Here is a 16,785-nt window from a genome sequence, read left to right on the forward strand (position 1 = left end):
TTCGTCCTCGTCGATCAGATGCGCGAAGGCTTCGAGGTTTTTCAACGATTCCCCGCGCGATACCCGCCACTCCCATTCTTTCTGGATCGACGAGCGAAAACCCAACTCCAGTAACGTATTAAAGTCGGTGTCGACGGCTTCGAGGACCTGCCCGAGCACGCGATCGATTTCGGCGGCGTCCACCGATGCCAGTGCCATCCGGCCGACCAGATAAATGTCGCCGACGTTGTCGATGGTGTAGGCGACGCCGTACAGCCGACGGTTGCGCTTGAGCAGGAATTTGTAGACGCCCTCGTGGTTTTCGTCGGGCTTGCGGCAAACGAACGCCTCGACGCGCACGGAGTGCTCACCGATGCTCAGGATGGTGTTGGTCTTGAGCCGACGCTCGCCGGGCAACTCGACGATCAGCCCGGGCAGCCCGCCATGGGCGCCCTCGTGGCGGGTGTAGGTCAGCTCGCTGGCGTCGAGGGCGTCTTCGATCATTTGCTGGACGTGGGTGATCGGCGCCCCGCTGTCGCCGTTCGTGCCGGTCATCGTCGCCACTCCTCCACGCCGGCTACACCGGCGTCATCGTCGTTGCCGGTCATGCCCACGCCTTGCGTCGCGACGGACGCCGTCCGGCCTGCGCGGCCCACCGCGCCGACGTGACCCCGCGGACGACCCGGCGAGCGGTGAAGTCGCCCATCGCGCGGCGGTAGGCGGCCAGCAGCGAATCCACGGTGTTGTCCCAGGAGAAGTCCGCCGCATGCTCGACTGCCGCCGGGCCCAGCGTGTGCGGGCCGAGTCGCAAGGTGCGGTCGATCGCGTGCGCCCACTTCTCGGCGTCGTGGCCGTCCACCAGCGTGCCGGTCACGCCGTCGCGCACCGCCACCGGCAAACCGCCGACCGCAGCGGCGACCACCGGTGTGCCACATGCCTGCGCCTCCAACGCCACCAGACCGAACGACTCCGAGTAGCTCGGCACCGCCACCAGGTCGACAGCCCGGAACACGCCCGCGAGATTTTCCCGTGATTGGGGAGGCAAAAACGACACCCGGTCGGCGATACCCAATTCGGCCGCGAGCCGAACCAAGCCGTCGGGAACAGCCAGCCCGCTGCCCGACGGTCCGCCGACCACCAGCACGTGCAACCGCGGCAGTTCGGCCGCCGCACGCAGCAACACGTCGGGCCCCTTAAGCGGCTGGATGCGCCCGACGAAGGCCACCACATCCCGCTCGGGAGGCAAGCCGAGCGCGGCCCGCGCGGCCCGGCGATCACCGGGACGAAACACCTCCACGTCTACCCCGGGATGCGCGATGTCGATGCGCGAAGGGTCGGCGTGGTGAAGCGAAACCAGTTGCGCCACTTCGTCGTCAGTGTTGGCGATCAACCGGTCGGCCTCGTCGACCACCTGCTGTTCACCCACCGTCCGCAGTGGCGGTTCGGGGATGTCGCCCTCAGCCAGCGCGGCGTTTTTGACCGCAGCCAGGGTGTGCGCGGTGTGCACCAGCGGCACCGACCAGCGGTCTCGGGCCAGCCAGCCGACCTGACCCGACAGCCAGTAGTGCGAGTGCACGATGTCGTAGTAGCCGGGCTCGTGGGCGGCCTCGGCCCGCAGCACACCGGCCGCGAACGCGCACAACTGCGTCGGCAGGTCGTATTTGTCCAGGCCCTCGAAAGGACCGGCCACGACGTTGCGCACCAGTACGCCCGGCGCCACCCGCGCGACGGGCGGATCGGTGGAGGCAGTCGCCCGGGTGAAAATTTCCACCTCGACGCCACGGCGGGCCAGGTGCAGCGCACTCTGCAGCACGTAGACGTTCATCCCGCCGGCATCCCCCACGCCGGGCTGCGCCAGCGGGGACGTGTGCACTGCCAGCACCGCGACGCGGCGCGGATTGGTCAGATCAGAAGAACCCACTCGGCCATCTTTGCAGCACCCAGTGGAATCCCAGGTCAGGCGGGTGTCTCGACGTCAACTTCGTAGCCGGGCGCTGGGCGGGCGGCCCGGCGCATGGCACCCAGCGGGTCGGCGTACAACCCGGCCAGCGACACGATGCCGGCACCAGCTTCCTGCACCCGGTTACCGAACGCGGTCGTCCGGATGTCGCGGGCCGGCAACACCAGGCGAGCCTTGTAGGCCTCCTCCACCCGCGCCATGCCCTCGGGATATTCGGTGAACGCCTGCCCGCCGACAACCAGGTCGTCGGGGTTGAGCAGATCACGCAGCAGCGCAACCGATTCGCCGAGCACGCGGGCCCGCTCGTCGAGCAACTCCTGGGCCTGCTGGTTCCCGCTGCGGGCGGCCTTCAGCACGTCGGTGACCGTGCTGCTGGCCGCGACGCTGCGGGGCGGCAAGATACGCAGCCGGCGCGCGGCGACCACCACCGCCTCGTCGCTGACCGTCGACTCCAACAGCCCAGAGCCGCCAAGTAATTCCGAGTGCGCGGGCAGATTGGTGATCGTGCCCGGTCCGCTGGCCGGGCTGTGCACCCGGCCGTCGATCATCAGCGCGTAGCCGACGGTCTCGCGGGCGTAGACGTAGAGGCTGGTCGAGGAGTTCGGCCCGAAGCGGCGCATGCCGAGTAGCAGTTCGGCGGCCGCCATCGCCTCGACGTGCGACGCGACCGACACCGGCAGTTCCAACGCCTCGGCGAACACCGGACCGACCGGCGCGTCCCGCCACCCCAGGCGGGCGTGGTCGACGTGACCGCCGGCGGCGTCGACCGTGCCGCCGATCGCGACGCCAACCCACAACGCGCGCCGGCGGTGCCAGCGCCGCAGGTAGCGGGTGGCGCCGTCGGCCAGCGCGGCCAGCGCCGGACCCTGCGCGGTGCGGGGGGTCGGAGTTTCGACGGCGTCCAGGGTGCGGCCGAACAGGTCGGCGGCCACGATGCTGGTGGTCCGGGCCCCGACGTGAATGCCCAGCGTCAGGAACGGTTCGTGGTTGACCTCGACGGGCACGCGGGGACGCCCGATAGCCCCGGAAACCGCAAGGTCGGCGCGCTCCCGCAGGATGCCGGCCTCCAATAACGCCGTGACCTGGCGGTTTACCGTCGCGATCGACAGCGAGCTGGCCTGGGCGATGACGTCGCGGCCGATCGGGCCGCGCAACCGCACGGCCCGGAACACCGCGGACGCGGCAGCATCGGAAAGTTGCAGCGAGGGTGCCACCACCCGGTGGCGCCCGAGTCCACGATGGCGGGCGGCCGCGCGCGGGTTGTGCTGATGGGAGGTCGAAGGAGTTGAGCGCATGTGCGATTCCTTGTTCGAGGGCCGATGGCGGTCTGGAAGCCGCACACCGTCGCGAGCGCTTTGGCGCGTCAGCTCAGGAGCGGCTGGTTGCGCGGCAACAACACGCGCAGCCCGCGCGACAACACGCGGACCGAAAGCCGAACAAGGTGCTGGAGATCACTTCAGGAATTTAGCACGCTTACTAGAGTCGTTGAGATGAATTCCACTGATCCGCGTTCGGGGCCATTCGACCACCGGCACGACGAGCAACCTGTCGCGGTCGTCACCGGCGCCAGCTCGGGAATCGGTGATGCCACCGCGAGAATCCTTGCTGCGCAAGGATTTCACGTTGTCGCAGTGGCACGTAGGGCCGACCGGATCACTGCGCTGGCCGCTGAGATCGACGGCACGGCAGTTGTGGCCGACGTCACCGACGGCGCGGCGGTAGACGCGTTGGCTGCCGGGCTGAAACGGGTCGACGTGCTGATCAACAATGCCGGCGGCGCCAAGGGTCTGGCGCCGGTGGCCGACGCCGATCTCGAGCATTGGCGCTGGATGTGGGAGACCAATGTGTTGGGCACGCTGCGGGTCACCCGCGCGCTGTTGCCCAAGCTGATCGACTCCGGCGACGGCCTGATCGTCACCGTCACCTCGATTGCGGCCTTGGAGACCTACGACAACGGCTCGGGCTACACCTCGGCCAAGCACGCGCAGGGGGCGCTGCACCGCACGCTGCGCGGCGAACTGCTCGGAAAGCCGGTGCGGCTCACCGAAATTGCGCCAGGAGCGGTCGAGACGGAGTTCTCGTTGGTGCGCTTCGACGGCGACCAGGACCGCGCCGACGCGGTCTACCAGGGGATCACGCCGCTGACCGCGGGTGATGTCGCCGAGGTGATCGGCTTCGTGGCGTCGCGGCCACCGCACGTCAACCTCGACCAGATTGTGATCCGGCCCCGCGATCAAGCGCCGGGCAGCCGGTTCAACCGCCGGGCCGCCCAGGACTAACCGTCGTGGTCGGGGTACCCGACAAGGTCGGCGCGTCATCCGGCGTGGCCGGCGCACTGCGCGGAATCGACACCGGCGACGGCCTCACACCGCTCGGCGGCGGCAGCGCCGACATGCCCACCCAGGTGCCCCAGTCGACGGCCCAATCCCAGATGTCGCCGTCGGCGTAGGACAGTTCGATCGTGCTGCCGGTCACCTCGACCGGGTCACCGTAGATCGCGCTGCCGAAATACCGCTCGGCATCGGCCGTCGACAGGTTGATGCAGCCGTTGGTGACGTTGGTGTTGCCCTGCGCACTGGCACTGTTGGGGTTGGCGTGGATGAACTCGCCGTTGTTGGAGATCCGGACCGCCCAGCGCTCGTGGATGTGGTTGTAGCCGGCGGCCGGGTTGGACATGTAGAAGTCGGAATACTTTTCGCTGACCACGTGAATGCCGTTGCGGGTCACGTTGCGGGGCTTGTCGGCTTCGCCGTAGCTGCACGGGAAGTCCATGATCACACCCTCGTCGCGGATCACCTGGATGCGGTGCGACGAGACTTCGGCCTTCACCACCTGGCGGCGGCCGATGTCGAACTTCAGGCTCATGTCCTGTTTGCCGTAGGCGCCGTCACCGAAAGCCAGCCCGTAGAGCTTGGCGTCGACGTTGACCTTGGTGCCGGCCGGGTAGTACTCGCGGCTGCGCCAGTGCACCCGGGCGCCCTGCGTCTCGTCGGGCAGCCAGGCCCAACTTCCTTCGACGGGCGGCTCGGTGGTGATCGTCAACGCTCGCTGGACGGCAGCCTTGTCCGCGATCGGTGCGTCGAACTGAATGATGATCGGCGCCGCGACGCCGACGGTTTGGCCGTCAGCGAGCTGGAATCCACCGTCGATCACCTTGGTTGGCGAGATGGTGGTGAGCTCACCGTGCACTGGGACGGTTTTGCCGTCGTGACCCACCGCGGCGCCGGTCCAGGTGTAGGTCGAGCCGTACCCCAGCGGCTCGGTGAGGGTGTAGAGCGTGCGGTCCCGGTTCAGCACGCCCGCGACGACCTTGCCGTCCGGATTGGCCAGCGCAACGTGCTGGAACCAGCCGTCGCGCACCTCGATGCTGATCGGCGCGGTCGGCAGCACCTTGGTGGCCTTGTCGGCCGGCCGGAACGTCAGCGCGGCGGCGGCCGGCTGTTTCGCCTTGTCCGCTCGCTTGGTCGACCCACCGACGCAGGCCGCCAGCACATTGGGCGCGACGACGCCGACCACCAGGGTGGTCAGGGCTCGGCGCCGAGTGACCGGCGCGCGCTCAGTGGTCACGACATCAAGATACCGGCGGAAACGGCGCCCTTCATTCGGCGCGCGTCTCACAACGAACAGCCGACCAGGACCGGCTCGGGTACCAGTGTGACGCCAAACACGTCGAAAACCCCGTCGCGCACGACACGGGCCAACGCCAACACCTCCGCCGTGCCGGCCCCGCCGCGATTGGTCACCGCCAGCGCGTGTTTGGTGGACAGCCGGCAGGGCGCACCGGCGTCGGGGTAGCCCTTGCCGAAGCCGGCCTGCTCGACCAGCCAGCCCGCAGCCAGCTTGACGCCACCCAGAGCCGGGTAATTGGGCACCGGCCGATCGGCCCGGTCCGCAATACTTTGGTAAAGCTGCTGCGTGACAACAGGATTGGTGAAAAACGACCCGACGCTCCAGGTGTCGTGGTCGGCCGGGTCGAGCACCATGCCCTTGGCGGCCCGAACGGCGAGCACCGCGTCGCGTACCGCAGCAGGATCGGCGCGCTCACCGGCAGTCGCGCCGAGCGCGCTCACCAGTTCGCCATAGCGCAGGGGCGCGCTGCGACCGGAGGCCTCCAGGGAGAACTCCACCTCCAAAACGACGGCGGCATCGGAGTGTTTCAGCACGCTGGTCCGGTAGCCGAAACCGAGTTCCTGCGCCGGCACCCAGCGCACGTCGCCGCTGCGCCGGTCGAGCAGTCGCACCCGGGTGATGGTGTCGGCCACCTCGACACCGTAGGCGCCGACGTTTTGCACCGGGGTGGCACCCGCCGACCCGGGGATCCCGGACAAACACTCCAGCCCGCCCAGGCCGGCGTTGATCGCCGCGCTCACCACGTCGTCCCATACCGCGCCCGCCTCAGCGCGCAGGAAATTCCCGTCGACGTGAATATCGTTGTTGGCCAACCGGATAACGGTCAGGTTAGTCAGCGCGTCGGAGATCACCACGTTCGAGCCGCCAGCCAACACCAGCAGCGGCCCCGACCCCTGGCCGTCGAGCTGACGCAGCGTCGCGACCACCTGGCCGGTGCTCGCGCAGGTGATCACCCGCGACGCGACCGGGCCGACCCGCAGCGTGGTCAACGGCGCCAGCGGCACGTCCTCGTCGACGCGCGCACCGGCGAAACCCGTTCCCACGGTGCCCCCTTCGAACCCGGTTATCTGGTTCTTGACGGTAGCCTGACCTGCTATGCCGCGTTCGTTCGACATGTCCACCGACTACGCGGAAACCGTCGAATCGGTTCTGCGGGCGTTCAGCGACGAGCAGTACTGGCTTGCCCGGCTGGCCGATTCGGGTGCCGACGACTCGACGCTGGATGCTATGGATGTCGACGTCAACGGCACCGTCGACGTGATCACCACCCAGGCGTTGCGGGCGGACCGAATGCCCGCCGTGGTCACCCAGTTCCACCGCGGAGATCTGCGCATCCGCCGCGAGGAGCGCTGGGAACCGATCGTCGACGGGTCGGCGACAGCGACGGTGAGTGGCTCGATCCTGGGCGCGCCGGCATCGCTGACCGGGACGGCCGTGCTGGAGCCGCTGGGCGACGGTGGTGCGAGGCTGAAATTCCGGGCCACCATCGAGGTGAAAATCCCGCTGGTCGGCGGCAAGCTGGAGAACTTCATCGGCAGCCAGCTGGTCGAGCTGCTGATCCGCGAACAACGCTTCACCACGCTGTGGATCGGCGGAACCCCCTAAGCGTGGCCTTCGGCGACGTCGACGGCACCGTTGAGCAGTTCGCCGATGACCCGCTTCATCACCGGTGTGAAAAGCCAATCCAGGCCAGGGATTTTGGGCTGCGACCGCAGGTGCCAGCTGACCTCGGTTCCACTGCCGGCCGGACGCAGCGTGACCGTGCCGACGTGATCGCGGACGGGTGCGCCGGACAGCATTTTGTACGCGTAGCGATTGGGCCGCTCGTAGTCGATGATCTCCTCGACGAACGCGGGCCCGATCGCTTCGATGCGCCGCACCGCACCCACCCCGTTGGGGGCGGGAGTCCCTTCGCGGTCCAGCGTGCTGCGCCGGGCAAGCTTCACATAGTTCGCGATGCCACGGTGGTCGGTGAGCGAGTCGAATACTGCCTCGATCGGTGCCGTCGTCGTCCGCTTAAGGGTGAACTCGATCATCGGGACATTCTGGCATCGCGGTGACCTGACGGATCCGCCGGCCGACGTCCGCCCGAGCGAAGATGCCGAAGTTCACAGCGTCGGCACGTCAAAACCGGCGGGGATGACGTCAAGCGGAGAGAGCGGGATCGCGGCATCGAGTGACGGGATGTCGAAATTGAAGAGCGGCCCGGCCGGCGTCCACAGCGTATCGATGACCGAACCGCCCGGGGTGCCCTCATAGACGTTTTCGAAACCGCCGCCCAGGTTGAACACGTCGAAGACCGTGCCATTCGCCGGGGCGTCCGTACAGATCAAGCTCGCACAACCGGTGACCGTGAACGAGGCGTTGCTGAAGGACAAGATATCCAACACCGACAAGCTGGTACTCAACTCTCCTTCTTCTTGAGCGCCCGCACCCGTGCCGGTGTAGTAGTAGAAATCCTGCGGCCCCAGACTGATGCCGGCGGCCGACCCGCCGAAGGCGGCCATCAGCGGCGCTCCGCCCATCGTTTGACCGATGTTGTTGTAACCCTCGGCGAGCAGAGACGTCACGGGGTAGAAGGTCGTCTGGCCGATACTGAAGGCGTCTGTAGCGGGGGCCCCGAGCAACGGGGGCGGGATGCTGGCGTTCTGCGGTTGCTCCGCGACCAGGGGGGCAAAGATGCTGGCCGGGTTTATCACCGCGTTGCCGGCCGAGTCGAGGTTGAAGGGAGCCGCAACTGTCGAGGTGCCGTACGACGCCACCGTGGTGTCGGTGGCGGATGTTGTCGGGGTGGCGAGATAGATCTCGTCCTTTTGGGGGATGTTCCACGGGGCCGTGTTGGTCACGCTGAACACCGTTCCCACTGCCGGCAGGTTGGCGTCGGTAAACCCGAGTCGCGGCAGTTGACTGGTGACCACTTCCTCGGTGGTGGTCAAGCCCAGGAAGTGGAGCACAAACTCGTTGGCGTCGACGCTGCCCACCTCGGTGCCGCTGCTGTTGTAGACGTTGAAGCCTTGGCTGACCGCAGAGATGCCGAAGAACTGAGCGCCACCCGCGGCAAATAGCGGCGCGAAGCCCGCGAGGGGCGAGACCGCGTTGTAGGTGTCCGGGGCAAGGAGCGTGCTGAAGGGGTCGAGGGTGTAGTCGAAGCCAGGCACGTTGATCGTGAAGGCGTCTGGGCCGATGCTGCTGTCTCCCGATGTCGACACCAGATTGCTGAAGGCGTCGGCTGGCTGCAGATTCCCGGTGAAGTTCTGACCCAACAGCGACTCGAGGTCGAGGGTGGCGCGCCCGCCGGGCAGCGTGACGGGCGAGGACAGGCTGTATTGGCCGGTCGGCAGCACCAGGACGTCGGCAACGGTGCCGCTCGGGGTGCCCTCGTAGACATTCTGGTAGGTGTATCCACCGGTGAGCCCCACGCCGAGACCGTTGAAGATGTCGTAGACGGTTCCCACCGCCGGCAGATTCGCGGCGGTTTCTCCCAATACCGGCGTCGAGCTGGTCACGGTGAACTCGTAACTGTCCTGCCCCAGGACTTGAACTATGGTGCCGGCGGTGCCGATCGTCCCGACTTCCGTCCCGCCGGAGTTGAACACCTCGAAGTTTTGTGGGGCGAGGGCAATGCCGTCCAAGTTCCCGCCCGAGATGTTGAACACCGGCGGGCCCGGAAAGACCGGGGCAGGGAACGTTGCCCAGCCCTCCTGGGGCAGCAGGAGTGGGGTGGTGTAGGGATCGAGGGTGAAAGAGCCGAGGGTGAATGCGTCGACCCCGGTATCGCTCGGACCGGACAGTAGGCGGGCCTGCGCGTTCAGCGGGTGCGCGGGAATGGATTCGTCGGTTTGGGAGATGCCGATGCCGATGCCTACAACAGTGACCAGAGTCGCACCGGCGCCGCGAGCAACGCCGCGGCGTCGGGGGTTTCGACGAGTGCTGCGGTGTTTTGCCATCCCGAGGCTCCCAAGCTCCCCCGAATACCACCCTGGTCCGAGGTCAAAAATTTATTGTATCTGTGTCGAAGAGAGTAGCGCGCGCCGACCTGGTTGACGCCGACTTCATCGATCGCGCTCAAACCGTCCACGCGCGACCCGCCGCGCCCGGCTCCGCCGCGCTTGCGATCGCGCTCAAACCGTCCACGCGCTTAAGCTGACGATCATGCGGATTGCGGTCGCCCAGATTCTCAGCGGCACCGATCCGGCCGAAAACCTGCAGACCGTGCGGGACTATGCCGGGCGGGCCGCCGGCGCCGGCGCGTCGCTGGTGGTGTTCCCGGAAGCGACAATGTGCCGGTTCGGGGCCCCGCTGGCCCCAATCGCAGAACCGGTCGACGGGCCGTGGGCCGACGACGTACGTCGGATTGCGCTTGACGCCGACATCACCGTGGTGGCCGGCATGTTTACTCCCGCCGACGACGGACGGGTCCACAACACGCTGCTGATGGTCGGGCCGGCCACCGATGTCCACTACGACAAGATCCACCTCTACGACGCGTTCGGGTTCACCGAGTCGGCCACCGTCGCCCCCGGACACGATCCTGTCGCGATCACCGTCGACGGAGTGGGAGTGGGGCTGGCCACCTGTTACGACCTCCGTTTTCCCGAGCTGTTCACCACGCTGGCCGGCGCCGGCGCCCAGCTGATCGTGGTCAGCGCGTCGTGGGCCGGCGGACCGGGAAAACTCGAGCAGTGGACGTTGCTCGCCCGTGCCCGCGCCCTCGACTCCACCAGTTACGTGGTCGCGGCCGGACAGGCCGACCCGGGCGAACCACTGGCCTCCAGCGCGCCGACCGGCGTGGGCGGCAGCCTGGTGGCGTCGCCGTTCGGCACGGTGCTGGCCTCGGCGGGCTCAACGCCGGAGTTGCTGGTCACCGACCTGGACCTCGAGCAGGTGACCAAGGCCCGCGAGACAATCGCGGTGCTACGCAACCACATAGCGTTTGCTCATGGTGATAAGGCAGAATCGCGCAGGTGACGAATCCTCAGGGACCCCCAGAGCAGGACGCGTCCTCGCCGTGGGCCCGCCCCGGCGAGCAGAGTTCGCCCACTCAACCGGGGCCGCAGGCCGAATACTCCTATCAACAGCCAACCTCCCCGTCGTATCCGCCGCCGGTCCAGGAATACCCGACGACCCCAGAATTTGAGCAGCCGACCTCGCCCGCCGCCGTCGAGCCGCAAAACCCCAAGCGCCGCTTTGGCTTCCGCGGCGACCCGGTGTCGATCGTGCTGGTTCTGGTCATCGCGGCGGCCCTGGGCATCGCCGCATTGGTCGGCGGTGAAATGTATGCCCGCAATCGCGCCGACCATGTCGTGGCCTCGGCGACCGAGTGCGTGGTCCAGGACGGCGCGACCGCGTCCTTCGGGCCGAGCCCGTTCCTGCTACAGCACCTGATGGGTCGCTACAAGGACATCACCATTCACACCGCGGGACACAACATCCGCAACGCCAAAGGTATGAAGGCCGATATCGAGATTGACAATGTCGACCTGCACGGCAATGCCGATTCCAAAGGCACCATCGGCAAGCTGGACGCCAACATCACCTGGACGTCGGCCGGCATCCAGGAGACCATTCAGGACTCGCTTCCGTTCATCGGCGGCCTGGTCAACAGCGTCACGACCGACCCAAGCGCGGGCACGATCGAACTCAGTGGGGCGATGGGGCTCGGCGCCGTCACCGTCAAGCCGCAGGTCTCCGACGGCCAGCTCACACTGCAGGTCTACAAGGTCAACGCGCTCGGCGTACTCATCCCACACGAGACCGCGCAAACCGCGCTGAACACGTTCACCGCGGCACTGCTCAAGCAGTACCCGCTGGGCATCAAGGCCGACAGCGTCCAAGTGACCAACGACGGCGTGTCAGCTCACTTCTCGACGCAGAACGCATCGATACCCGCAGCCCAAAACGACCCGTGCTTCGCTCATGTCTAACCCGCCAGGCCCCCCGCACGACGAGCCGCAGCGCGGCCGCCCGTCCCGGCCGGCCGGGCCGCCCAACCGCGGTTTCCCGCCGCGCCGCGTGCCGCCGCCGCCGTCGGAATCGCCGACCCGGCACATCCCTGCCCCGGGTCGCCCGCCGCAGCCCTCCGCGAGAGACGTGCCGCGCCCCCAGCAACCTGGGCGACCACCGGGCCGCCCACCGCAACAGCCGGCGCCCCCGCCGAATTACCCACCGCAGCAACCGAACTCGCCTCATCCCGGAATGCCGCCCAACTCGCGGGCGCGGCAGCCCGGCCCTCCGCCACCGGCTCATGAGGATCCGACCAACCGGTTTGCGCGACCGGGATCCCCGCCGGCAACGGGTGAGACCAAAGGCGATGGTGGACGTCGTTTCTTCGCCGACCGCACATCGCTGCTGTTGATCCTGCTGATCGCCGCGCTGCTGGTGATCGCGATTCCGATCGGCGGTGAGTTGTACGCCCGTCATGTCGCCAGCACCAAGGTGGCGAACGCGGTGCAGTGCGAGGTGCAGGACAGCGCCAAGGTGTCCTTCGCGTCCCTCCCACCGGTGTTGTGGCAGTACCTGACCAAGGACTACCCCGACATCTCGGTTCAGACGGCGGGCAACCAGATTCGGTCGGCCAAGGGCATGAAGGTCAGCATCGACATCCGCGACATCAAGCTGAGCAGCAGCGCGAACTCGCAGGGCACGATCGGGTCGATCAGCGGGACGATCTCCTGGTCATCGGATGGCATCAAGCAGTCGATTCAGGACGCCATTCCCGTGCTGGGCAAGTTCGTCAGCGGCGACGTCACCACCGACCCGGGCGCGGGCACTATTTCGCTCAAGGGCATGCTCGACAGCGCCACCGTCAAGCCGCAAATCGTCAACAACGGCCTGTCGCTGCAGGTGGTCAGCTTGACCGCGTTGGGTTCCAGCATGTCGACCACGTCGGTCCAAAATGACCTGGACAACCTGACGTCGAAAGCGACCAAGAACTATCCGCTGGGACTGCACGCCGACAGCATCAAGGTCACCAAAAGCGGTGTGGAGGTCGCGTTCTCCAGCACCAACGCGACCATTCCCGCGAGCGGTGGCGGTAGCCAAGACCCCTGCCTGGCCAACCTTTAGCCCGCCCGGCGACGATGCAGAGCGGGTAGCGCGATGAGGAGGAGCCGGGCCATTTAGCCCGCCCGGCGACGATGCAGAGCGGGTAGCGCGATGAGGAGGAGCCGGGCCATTTAGCCCAGCGCGTCGAGCACGGCGCGGGTGCCGGACAACCCCAGCCGGGTGGCGCCGGCCTCAAGCATCTCCAGTGCAGCTGCTGCCGTACGAATTCCGCCGCTGGCTTTGACTCCGAGCCGGCCGCCGACGGTATCGGCCATCAGCGCGACGGCGGCCACTGACGCTCCGCCGGCAGGATGGAAACCCGTCGAGGTCTTGACGAAGTCCGCGCCGGCGTCCTGCGCGGCACGGCACACGGCGACCAGCGTCTGTTCATCGGCGAAGGCCAGCAACGCGGCCGACTCGACGATGACCTTCAGCACGGCGGTGGGGACTGCCGCGCGCACCGCGGCGATCTCCGACTGCACCGCTTCGATGTCGCCGGCGATCGCGGCGCCGACGTCGATCACCATGTCGACTTCGCTGGCGCCGAACGTCACGGCCAGCGTCGCTTCCCCCGCTTTGATCTCGGGCATGTGCTTGCCCGACGGAAATCCAACGACCGTGGCAATCGGAAGCCCGGCCAGGGTCGCGTGCGGCACCATCGACGGCGAGACACAGACGGCGTAGACGCCCAGCGCCGCGGCCTCTTGCGCAACCGCGGCAACCTCTACGACGGTGGCCTCGGGCTTGAGCAGGGTGTGATCGACGAGGGCGGCGACTTCATCGCGGGTCCATGTCATCAAAACGACTCCTGCCCGCCGCCGGGATTACAGCCGGTGGTGACCATCGTCGCGTCGTCGACGACGGGTCGCCACGGCTCCAGGTTCCAGCTGGCCTTACCGGGCTGGCCATTCTCGGCAAAATCCCAATGGCAGCGGAATTGTTCGCGCATACCGGGAGTATCGGCCTGCGGCGCCAACCTGAGCACCTCGGCCCAGGCCTCGCCGGCCTCCGGGCTCAGCGATCCGAGTCGTTTGGCGGCCGCGCGGCCCGACGTCGTCGGATACACCCGAAGGCTGGACAGTTGGCTCCAATGCGCCCACTGCACGTGCTCGACGAACGGCGGCGAGTAGGGGCGGGCGCTCACCGCACCCGGATCGGCGGACGCCGGGGCCGCGCCGAACACGCCGATCACTGCCACCGCGAGGATGCAGAATCGCATGGCGCTATCGCGACTTGCCCTGGATCTCAAGGAGTTTGGGCCGCACGTCGACCCAGTAGACGCCTGCCGCGCACGACGCGGCCACCGCTCCCATCACCTGCAGAATCCAACCGAGCGGAACAGCCAGACCCAAAATCACCAGCCACACCGGCTTGGTCAGCTTGTCGGCGGCCGTGTAGGCATCGGGTCGCTGCATCGCCGCGTGCACAAACGCGTAAAGCGTCATCAGCAGCACGCCAACTCTCAGGTAGAAAACGACGATATTCACCAAGTCCACCCGCTAAGCGTAGGCGGGTGCCGCCAGAAACGTCGACTCCGAGTCACCCCTGCGGGCGACTCGGAGTCGAGTGGTCGATCAGACTACTTCTGGGTGACCTTCTTGGCCGGAGCCTTCTTGGCCGGAGCCTTCTTGGCGGGTGCCTTCTTGGCCGGGGCCTTCTTGGCGACGCTTCCCACGGCCGTCTGGGCCTTCTTGGCGGCCGCGTCGGTCTTCTTGGGCAGTTCGATGCCGACCAGCTTGGCGGCGCGCTCGCCCACCGCACGGGTCTGCGACGCCACGGTGCCCAGCGCTTCCTGGGTCAGCTCGACCGCCTGGTCGACGTACCCCTCGGCACGCTCCGACACGTCGTCCAGACCGGACTGGCTGCGCAGGCGCTCCAGGGCGGCCTCGCCGCGCTCGACCAGGTCGTTGTAACGCGAGGTCGCGGCCTCGACGTAGCCCTCGGCGGCGCTACGCAGCTCGTCGGCGGTGAACTTTTCGCGCAGGTCACGCAGCTGCTCGGGCAGGTCCTCTTGCAGTTTGGTCAGGCGAGCGCGGCTCTCCTCGACCCGGCTTCGGGTGTCGGTGCGGGTCTCCTCGGCGCGGTCACGCAGCTCGGTGAGCAGGTCGTTGACCGTGGCCAGGGCCAGGTCGGCGGCGCCTAGCGCGGCAAGCAGCGGGGCCTTCAGGTCGTCGATCGACGGGTTGTTGTCTGCCATGGTGATTCCTCTCGTCATTCTTGGTGTAAGTCGGGGGTTGTGATGCAGGGTTTTGCAATCGGGCGTCCGGGTTTATGCAGTGGTGTTCTCCTCCCGGGCAACCGCGTTTTGCTGCGCGAAGGACGCGTACATGTCCAGCAGGACCTGCTTCTGTCCTTCGGTGATCTTCGCGTCGGCAACGATGGCGTCGCGGACTTCGCCCTTCGGGCCCGGCTCTAGCATTCCGGCCTGGACGTAGAGCACCTCGGCGGAGACCCTCAATGCCTTGGCGAGCTGATTCAGCACGCCGGCCGAAGGTTTGCGCAATCCACGCTCGATCTGGCTGAGATACGGATTGCTGACACCGGCTTTTTCCGCCAACTGCCGCACCGACACCTGCGCCGCCTCACGCTGCGCTCTGATGAAGCTGCCGATATCCGACGCAGCGGTGGTCACCACTGCAGCAAGGTTTTCATCTTGCGGCACAGTTACTCCTCGCGTCGGCTCGTCGGTACGGACGCGCTCACGCTAGCTAACAGGTGCTAACTTTTGCAAGCACCGTTAGCAGGGCGAAGAACTTTTGCAAGCACCCTCAGAACACAAGCTGGGCCATCGCGTAGATAATCAGCCCGGCCAACGACCCCACCACCGTTCCATTTATCCGGATAAACTGCAGGTCACGGCCCACATGCAATTCGATGCGCCGACTGGCCTCCCCAGCATCCCAGCGTTCGATGGTGTCGGTGATGATCGCTGTGATCTCGATCCCATATTGGGCGACCACATGTTCAGCGCCGCGCACGATCCAGTTATCGACCTTTTTGCGCAATTCCGCGTCGTCGCGCAGCGATTCCCCGATCTGAATTACCGCGCCAGCAATGCGTGTGCGCAAGGCACTGGATGGGTCGTCGACGCCTTCGAGCACCAACCGCTTGAGCGTCTTCCACGCCGTCCCGGCGGCGCCTGCGACCTCGTCGCGTGACATCAACTGCTCTTTGACTGCCTCGGCGCGCGCGATCGTGGCGTCGTCGTGCTGTAGGTCGTCGGCGAACTCGAACAAGAACTTGGTCGCCGAACGGCGCAGCTCATGTCCCGGATTTCGACGAACTTTGTCGGTGAAGTCCATCAACTCGCGATGGATGCGATCACCGACGAGATGGTCGATGAATCGCGGCGACCACGTCGGTGAGTCGCGCTCGATCACTCGCTGGATCACCTCGCCGGCATTCAGCGACCACTGGAACGCCCGGTCGGCCAACAACTGGATCAAGGCTTCTTGGCGGTTTTCGGCGAGCAACGTGGACAGCATCCGCCCCACTGGCGGGCCCCACTGTGGTTCGGCGATGCGCCGCACGATCATCCGGTCGATCACGTGCTGGACGTCCTCGTCGCGCAGCAATTCCACCAACACCCGCAGGACCGTCGCCGATTCGGCGGCCACCCGCTCGGCGTGCGACTGCTCCGACAGCCATTTGCCCAACCGGCTCGGGATCTGTGCGTCCCGAATCTTGGTGCCGACAACCTTCGGCGACAGGAAGTTCTCCCGCACGAAAGTGCCCAGACCCTCGCCGAGCTGGTCCTTCTTACGCTTGATGATCGCGGTGTGCGGGATCGGGATGCCCAGCGGGTGGGTGAACAGCGCGGTCACCGCAAACCAGTCCGCGAGCGCGCCGACCATCCCGGCTTCGCCGGCGGCCCCCACGTAGCCGATCCACGCTGCGGTCATGCCGTCGGCTTGCGCCCACCGGCAGCCGAGAAACACCGCAGTGGCACCCACCAGGAAGCCGAGCGCGACAACCTTCATCCGGCGCAGTGCACGCTGCCGCTCGGCGTCGGCTTGCGGGTCGGCTCCAGCGAACGACTCGGCGAAAGACGCCGCTCTGCTCGGGTCGCTCGGCAGCAACGATGCCAAGTCCCCGGGCGCTGGCTGGGGACGCTGCGGATCGGCTCGGTGCCTGGGCCCCGACGCCGGTCGCCCGTTCAGTCCGACTGCCAC

18 protein-coding genes are annotated in these 16,785 nt (G+C 67.1%); 5 read left to right on the plus strand and 13 right to left on the minus strand.

What is annotated here, in order from left to right; all coding sequences use genetic code 11:
* The 3 genes from AC2VOG_RS14995 to AC2VOG_RS15005 form a co-directional block, all read right to left on the minus strand.
* Positions 1 to 534 (minus strand): type III secretion system chaperone family protein (locus tag AC2VOG_RS14995; protein WP_486940673.1); only part of this gene is annotated, 534 nt, incomplete at its 3' end.
* A gap of 49 nt (positions 535 to 583) precedes the next feature.
* On the minus strand, positions 584 to 1,900 hold the full coding sequence (gene mshA, locus AC2VOG_RS15000; RefSeq protein ID WP_486940674.1) for a D-inositol-3-phosphate glycosyltransferase: 1,317 nt from the start codon (positions 1,898 to 1,900) through the stop codon (positions 584 to 586).
* Between the two features lie 35 nt (positions 1,901 to 1,935).
* Positions 1,936 to 3,234, minus strand: a complete 1,299-nt coding sequence (locus tag AC2VOG_RS15005; RefSeq protein WP_486940675.1) for an ROK family protein — start codon at positions 3,232 to 3,234, stop codon at positions 1,936 to 1,938.
* Between the two features lie 195 nt (positions 3,235 to 3,429).
* Here AC2VOG_RS15005 and AC2VOG_RS15010 point away from each other — a divergent pair, with 195 nt between their 5' ends.
* Positions 3,430 to 4,218, plus strand: a complete 789-nt coding sequence (locus AC2VOG_RS15010; RefSeq protein WP_486940676.1) for an SDR family NAD(P)-dependent oxidoreductase — start codon at positions 3,430 to 3,432, stop codon at positions 4,216 to 4,218.
* Here the strand turns inward: AC2VOG_RS15010 and AC2VOG_RS15015 are convergent.
* Entirely contained in the window at positions 4,193 to 5,506 is a 1,314-nt protein-coding gene (locus AC2VOG_RS15015; RefSeq protein WP_486940677.1) for a L,D-transpeptidase, read from the minus strand. The genes AC2VOG_RS15010 and AC2VOG_RS15015 overlap by 26 nt on opposite strands.
* Before the next feature lie 47 nt (positions 5,507 to 5,553).
* Positions 5,554 to 6,612 (minus strand): UDP-N-acetylmuramate dehydrogenase, encoded by a 1,059-nt coding sequence (locus AC2VOG_RS15020; RefSeq protein ID WP_486940678.1) that lies wholly within the window; start codon positions 6,610 to 6,612, stop codon positions 5,554 to 5,556.
* Between the two features lie 52 nt (positions 6,613 to 6,664).
* Here AC2VOG_RS15020 and AC2VOG_RS15025 point away from each other — a divergent pair, with 52 nt between their 5' ends.
* The gene (locus tag AC2VOG_RS15025) at positions 6,665 to 7,174 is read left to right on the plus strand and encodes a DUF2505 domain-containing protein (protein ID WP_486940679.1); all 510 of its coding nucleotides are present in this window, start codon (positions 6,665 to 6,667) and stop codon (positions 7,172 to 7,174) included.
* Here the strand turns inward: AC2VOG_RS15025 and AC2VOG_RS15030 are convergent.
* Together AC2VOG_RS15030 and AC2VOG_RS15035 are read right to left on the minus strand one after the other, a co-directional pair.
* Entirely contained in the window at positions 7,171 to 7,605 is a 435-nt protein-coding gene (locus tag AC2VOG_RS15030; RefSeq protein ID WP_486940680.1) for an SRPBCC family protein, read from the minus strand. The genes AC2VOG_RS15025 and AC2VOG_RS15030 overlap by 4 nt on opposite strands.
* Before the next feature lie 72 nt (positions 7,606 to 7,677).
* The gene (locus AC2VOG_RS15035) at positions 7,678 to 9,516 is read right to left on the minus strand and encodes a hypothetical protein (RefSeq protein ID WP_486940681.1); all 1,839 of its coding nucleotides are present in this window, start codon (positions 9,514 to 9,516) and stop codon (positions 7,678 to 7,680) included.
* A 205-nt stretch (positions 9,517 to 9,721) separates the two neighbouring features.
* Between AC2VOG_RS15035 and AC2VOG_RS15040 the strand changes: the two genes are divergently transcribed.
* The 3 genes from AC2VOG_RS15040 to AC2VOG_RS15050 all read left to right on the plus strand — a co-directional run bounded on the left by AC2VOG_RS15040 (position 9,722) and on the right by AC2VOG_RS15050 (position 12,634).
* Positions 9,722 to 10,537: a carbon-nitrogen hydrolase family protein gene (locus AC2VOG_RS15040; protein WP_486940682.1), complete on the plus strand. Its 816-nt coding sequence runs from the start codon at positions 9,722 to 9,724 to the stop codon at positions 10,535 to 10,537.
* The gene (locus tag AC2VOG_RS15045; protein ID WP_486940683.1) at positions 10,534 to 11,493 is read left to right on the plus strand and encodes an LmeA family phospholipid-binding protein; all 960 of its coding nucleotides are present in this window, start codon (positions 10,534 to 10,536) and stop codon (positions 11,491 to 11,493) included. The genes AC2VOG_RS15040 and AC2VOG_RS15045 overlap by 4 nt, the downstream gene beginning before the upstream one ends.
* 271 nt (positions 11,494 to 11,764) lie before the next feature.
* Positions 11,765 to 12,634, plus strand: coding sequence for an LmeA family phospholipid-binding protein (locus tag AC2VOG_RS15050; RefSeq protein ID WP_486940684.1), 870 nt, complete (start codon positions 11,765 to 11,767; stop codon positions 12,632 to 12,634).
* A gap of 110 nt (positions 12,635 to 12,744) precedes the next feature.
* On the opposite strand, the gene deoC is transcribed toward AC2VOG_RS15050, so the two are convergent.
* The 6 genes from deoC to AC2VOG_RS15080 all read right to left on the minus strand — a co-directional run bounded on the left by deoC (position 12,745) and on the right by AC2VOG_RS15080 (position 16,701).
* On the minus strand, positions 12,745 to 13,410 hold the full coding sequence (gene deoC / locus AC2VOG_RS15055; RefSeq protein ID WP_486940685.1) for a deoxyribose-phosphate aldolase: 666 nt from the start codon (positions 13,408 to 13,410) through the stop codon (positions 12,745 to 12,747).
* Positions 13,410 to 13,832 carry a DUF2599 domain-containing protein gene (locus tag AC2VOG_RS15060; protein ID WP_486940686.1) on the minus strand — a complete coding sequence of 141 codons (423 nt, stop codon included), beginning with the start codon at positions 13,830 to 13,832 and terminating at the stop codon, positions 13,410 to 13,412. Before AC2VOG_RS15060 ends, deoC begins: the two co-directional genes overlap by 1 nt.
* 4 nt (positions 13,833 to 13,836) lie before the next feature.
* Positions 13,837 to 14,058 carry a DUF2516 family protein gene (locus tag AC2VOG_RS15065; RefSeq protein WP_486940689.1) on the minus strand — a complete coding sequence of 74 codons (222 nt, stop codon included), beginning with the start codon at positions 14,056 to 14,058 and terminating at the stop codon, positions 13,837 to 13,839.
* A gap of 134 nt (positions 14,059 to 14,192) precedes the next feature.
* Entirely contained in the window at positions 14,193 to 14,810 is a 618-nt protein-coding gene (locus tag AC2VOG_RS15070; protein ID WP_486940687.1) for a heparin-binding hemagglutinin, read from the minus strand.
* A gap of 72 nt (positions 14,811 to 14,882) precedes the next feature.
* On the minus strand, positions 14,883 to 15,275 hold the full coding sequence (locus AC2VOG_RS15075) for a helix-turn-helix domain-containing protein (RefSeq protein WP_486940688.1): 393 nt from the start codon (positions 15,273 to 15,275) through the stop codon (positions 14,883 to 14,885).
* 106 nt (positions 15,276 to 15,381) lie between these two features.
* Complete coding sequence (locus tag AC2VOG_RS15080) at positions 15,382 to 16,701, minus strand: DUF445 domain-containing protein (RefSeq protein ID WP_486940690.1); 1,320 nt, start codon at positions 16,699 to 16,701, stop codon at positions 15,382 to 15,384.
* Between the last annotated feature and the right edge of the window lie 84 nt (positions 16,702 to 16,785).

The organism is Mycobacterium sp. TH-M11, from assembly GCF_057473725.1.

Bases quoted from the DNA above. Each gene is read 5' to 3' on its own strand.
- AC2VOG_RS15065 (WP_486940689.1), bottom strand. From the start codon at position 14,058: ATGACGCTTTACGCGTTTGTGCACGCGGCGATGCAGCGACCCGATGCC.
- deoC (WP_486940685.1), bottom strand. From the start codon at position 13,410: ATGACATGGACCCGCGATGAAGTCGCCGCCCTCGTCGATCACACCCTG.
- AC2VOG_RS15010 (WP_486940676.1), top strand. From the start codon at position 3,430: ATGAATTCCACTGATCCGCGTTCGGGGCCATTCGACCACCGGCACGAC.
- AC2VOG_RS15060 (WP_486940686.1), bottom strand. From the start codon at position 13,832: ATGCGATTCTGCATCCTCGCGGTGGCAGTGATCGGCGTGTTCGGCGCG.
- AC2VOG_RS15050 (WP_486940684.1), top strand. From the start codon at position 11,765: ATGCCGCCCAACTCGCGGGCGCGGCAGCCCGGCCCTCCGCCACCGGCT.
- AC2VOG_RS15025 (WP_486940679.1), top strand. From the start codon at position 6,665: ATGCCGCGTTCGTTCGACATGTCCACCGACTACGCGGAAACCGTCGAA.
- AC2VOG_RS15035 (WP_486940681.1), bottom strand. From the start codon at position 9,516: ATGGCAAAACACCGCAGCACTCGTCGAAACCCCCGACGCCGCGGCGTT.
- AC2VOG_RS15030 (WP_486940680.1), bottom strand. From the start codon at position 7,605: ATGATCGAGTTCACCCTTAAGCGGACGACGACGGCACCGATCGAGGCA.
- AC2VOG_RS15070 (WP_486940687.1), bottom strand. From the start codon at position 14,810: ATGGCAGACAACAACCCGTCGATCGACGACCTGAAGGCCCCGCTGCTT.
- AC2VOG_RS15040 (WP_486940682.1), top strand. From the start codon at position 9,722: ATGCGGATTGCGGTCGCCCAGATTCTCAGCGGCACCGATCCGGCCGAA.
- AC2VOG_RS15005 (WP_486940675.1), bottom strand. From the start codon at position 3,234: ATGCGCTCAACTCCTTCGACCTCCCATCAGCACAACCCGCGCGCGGCC.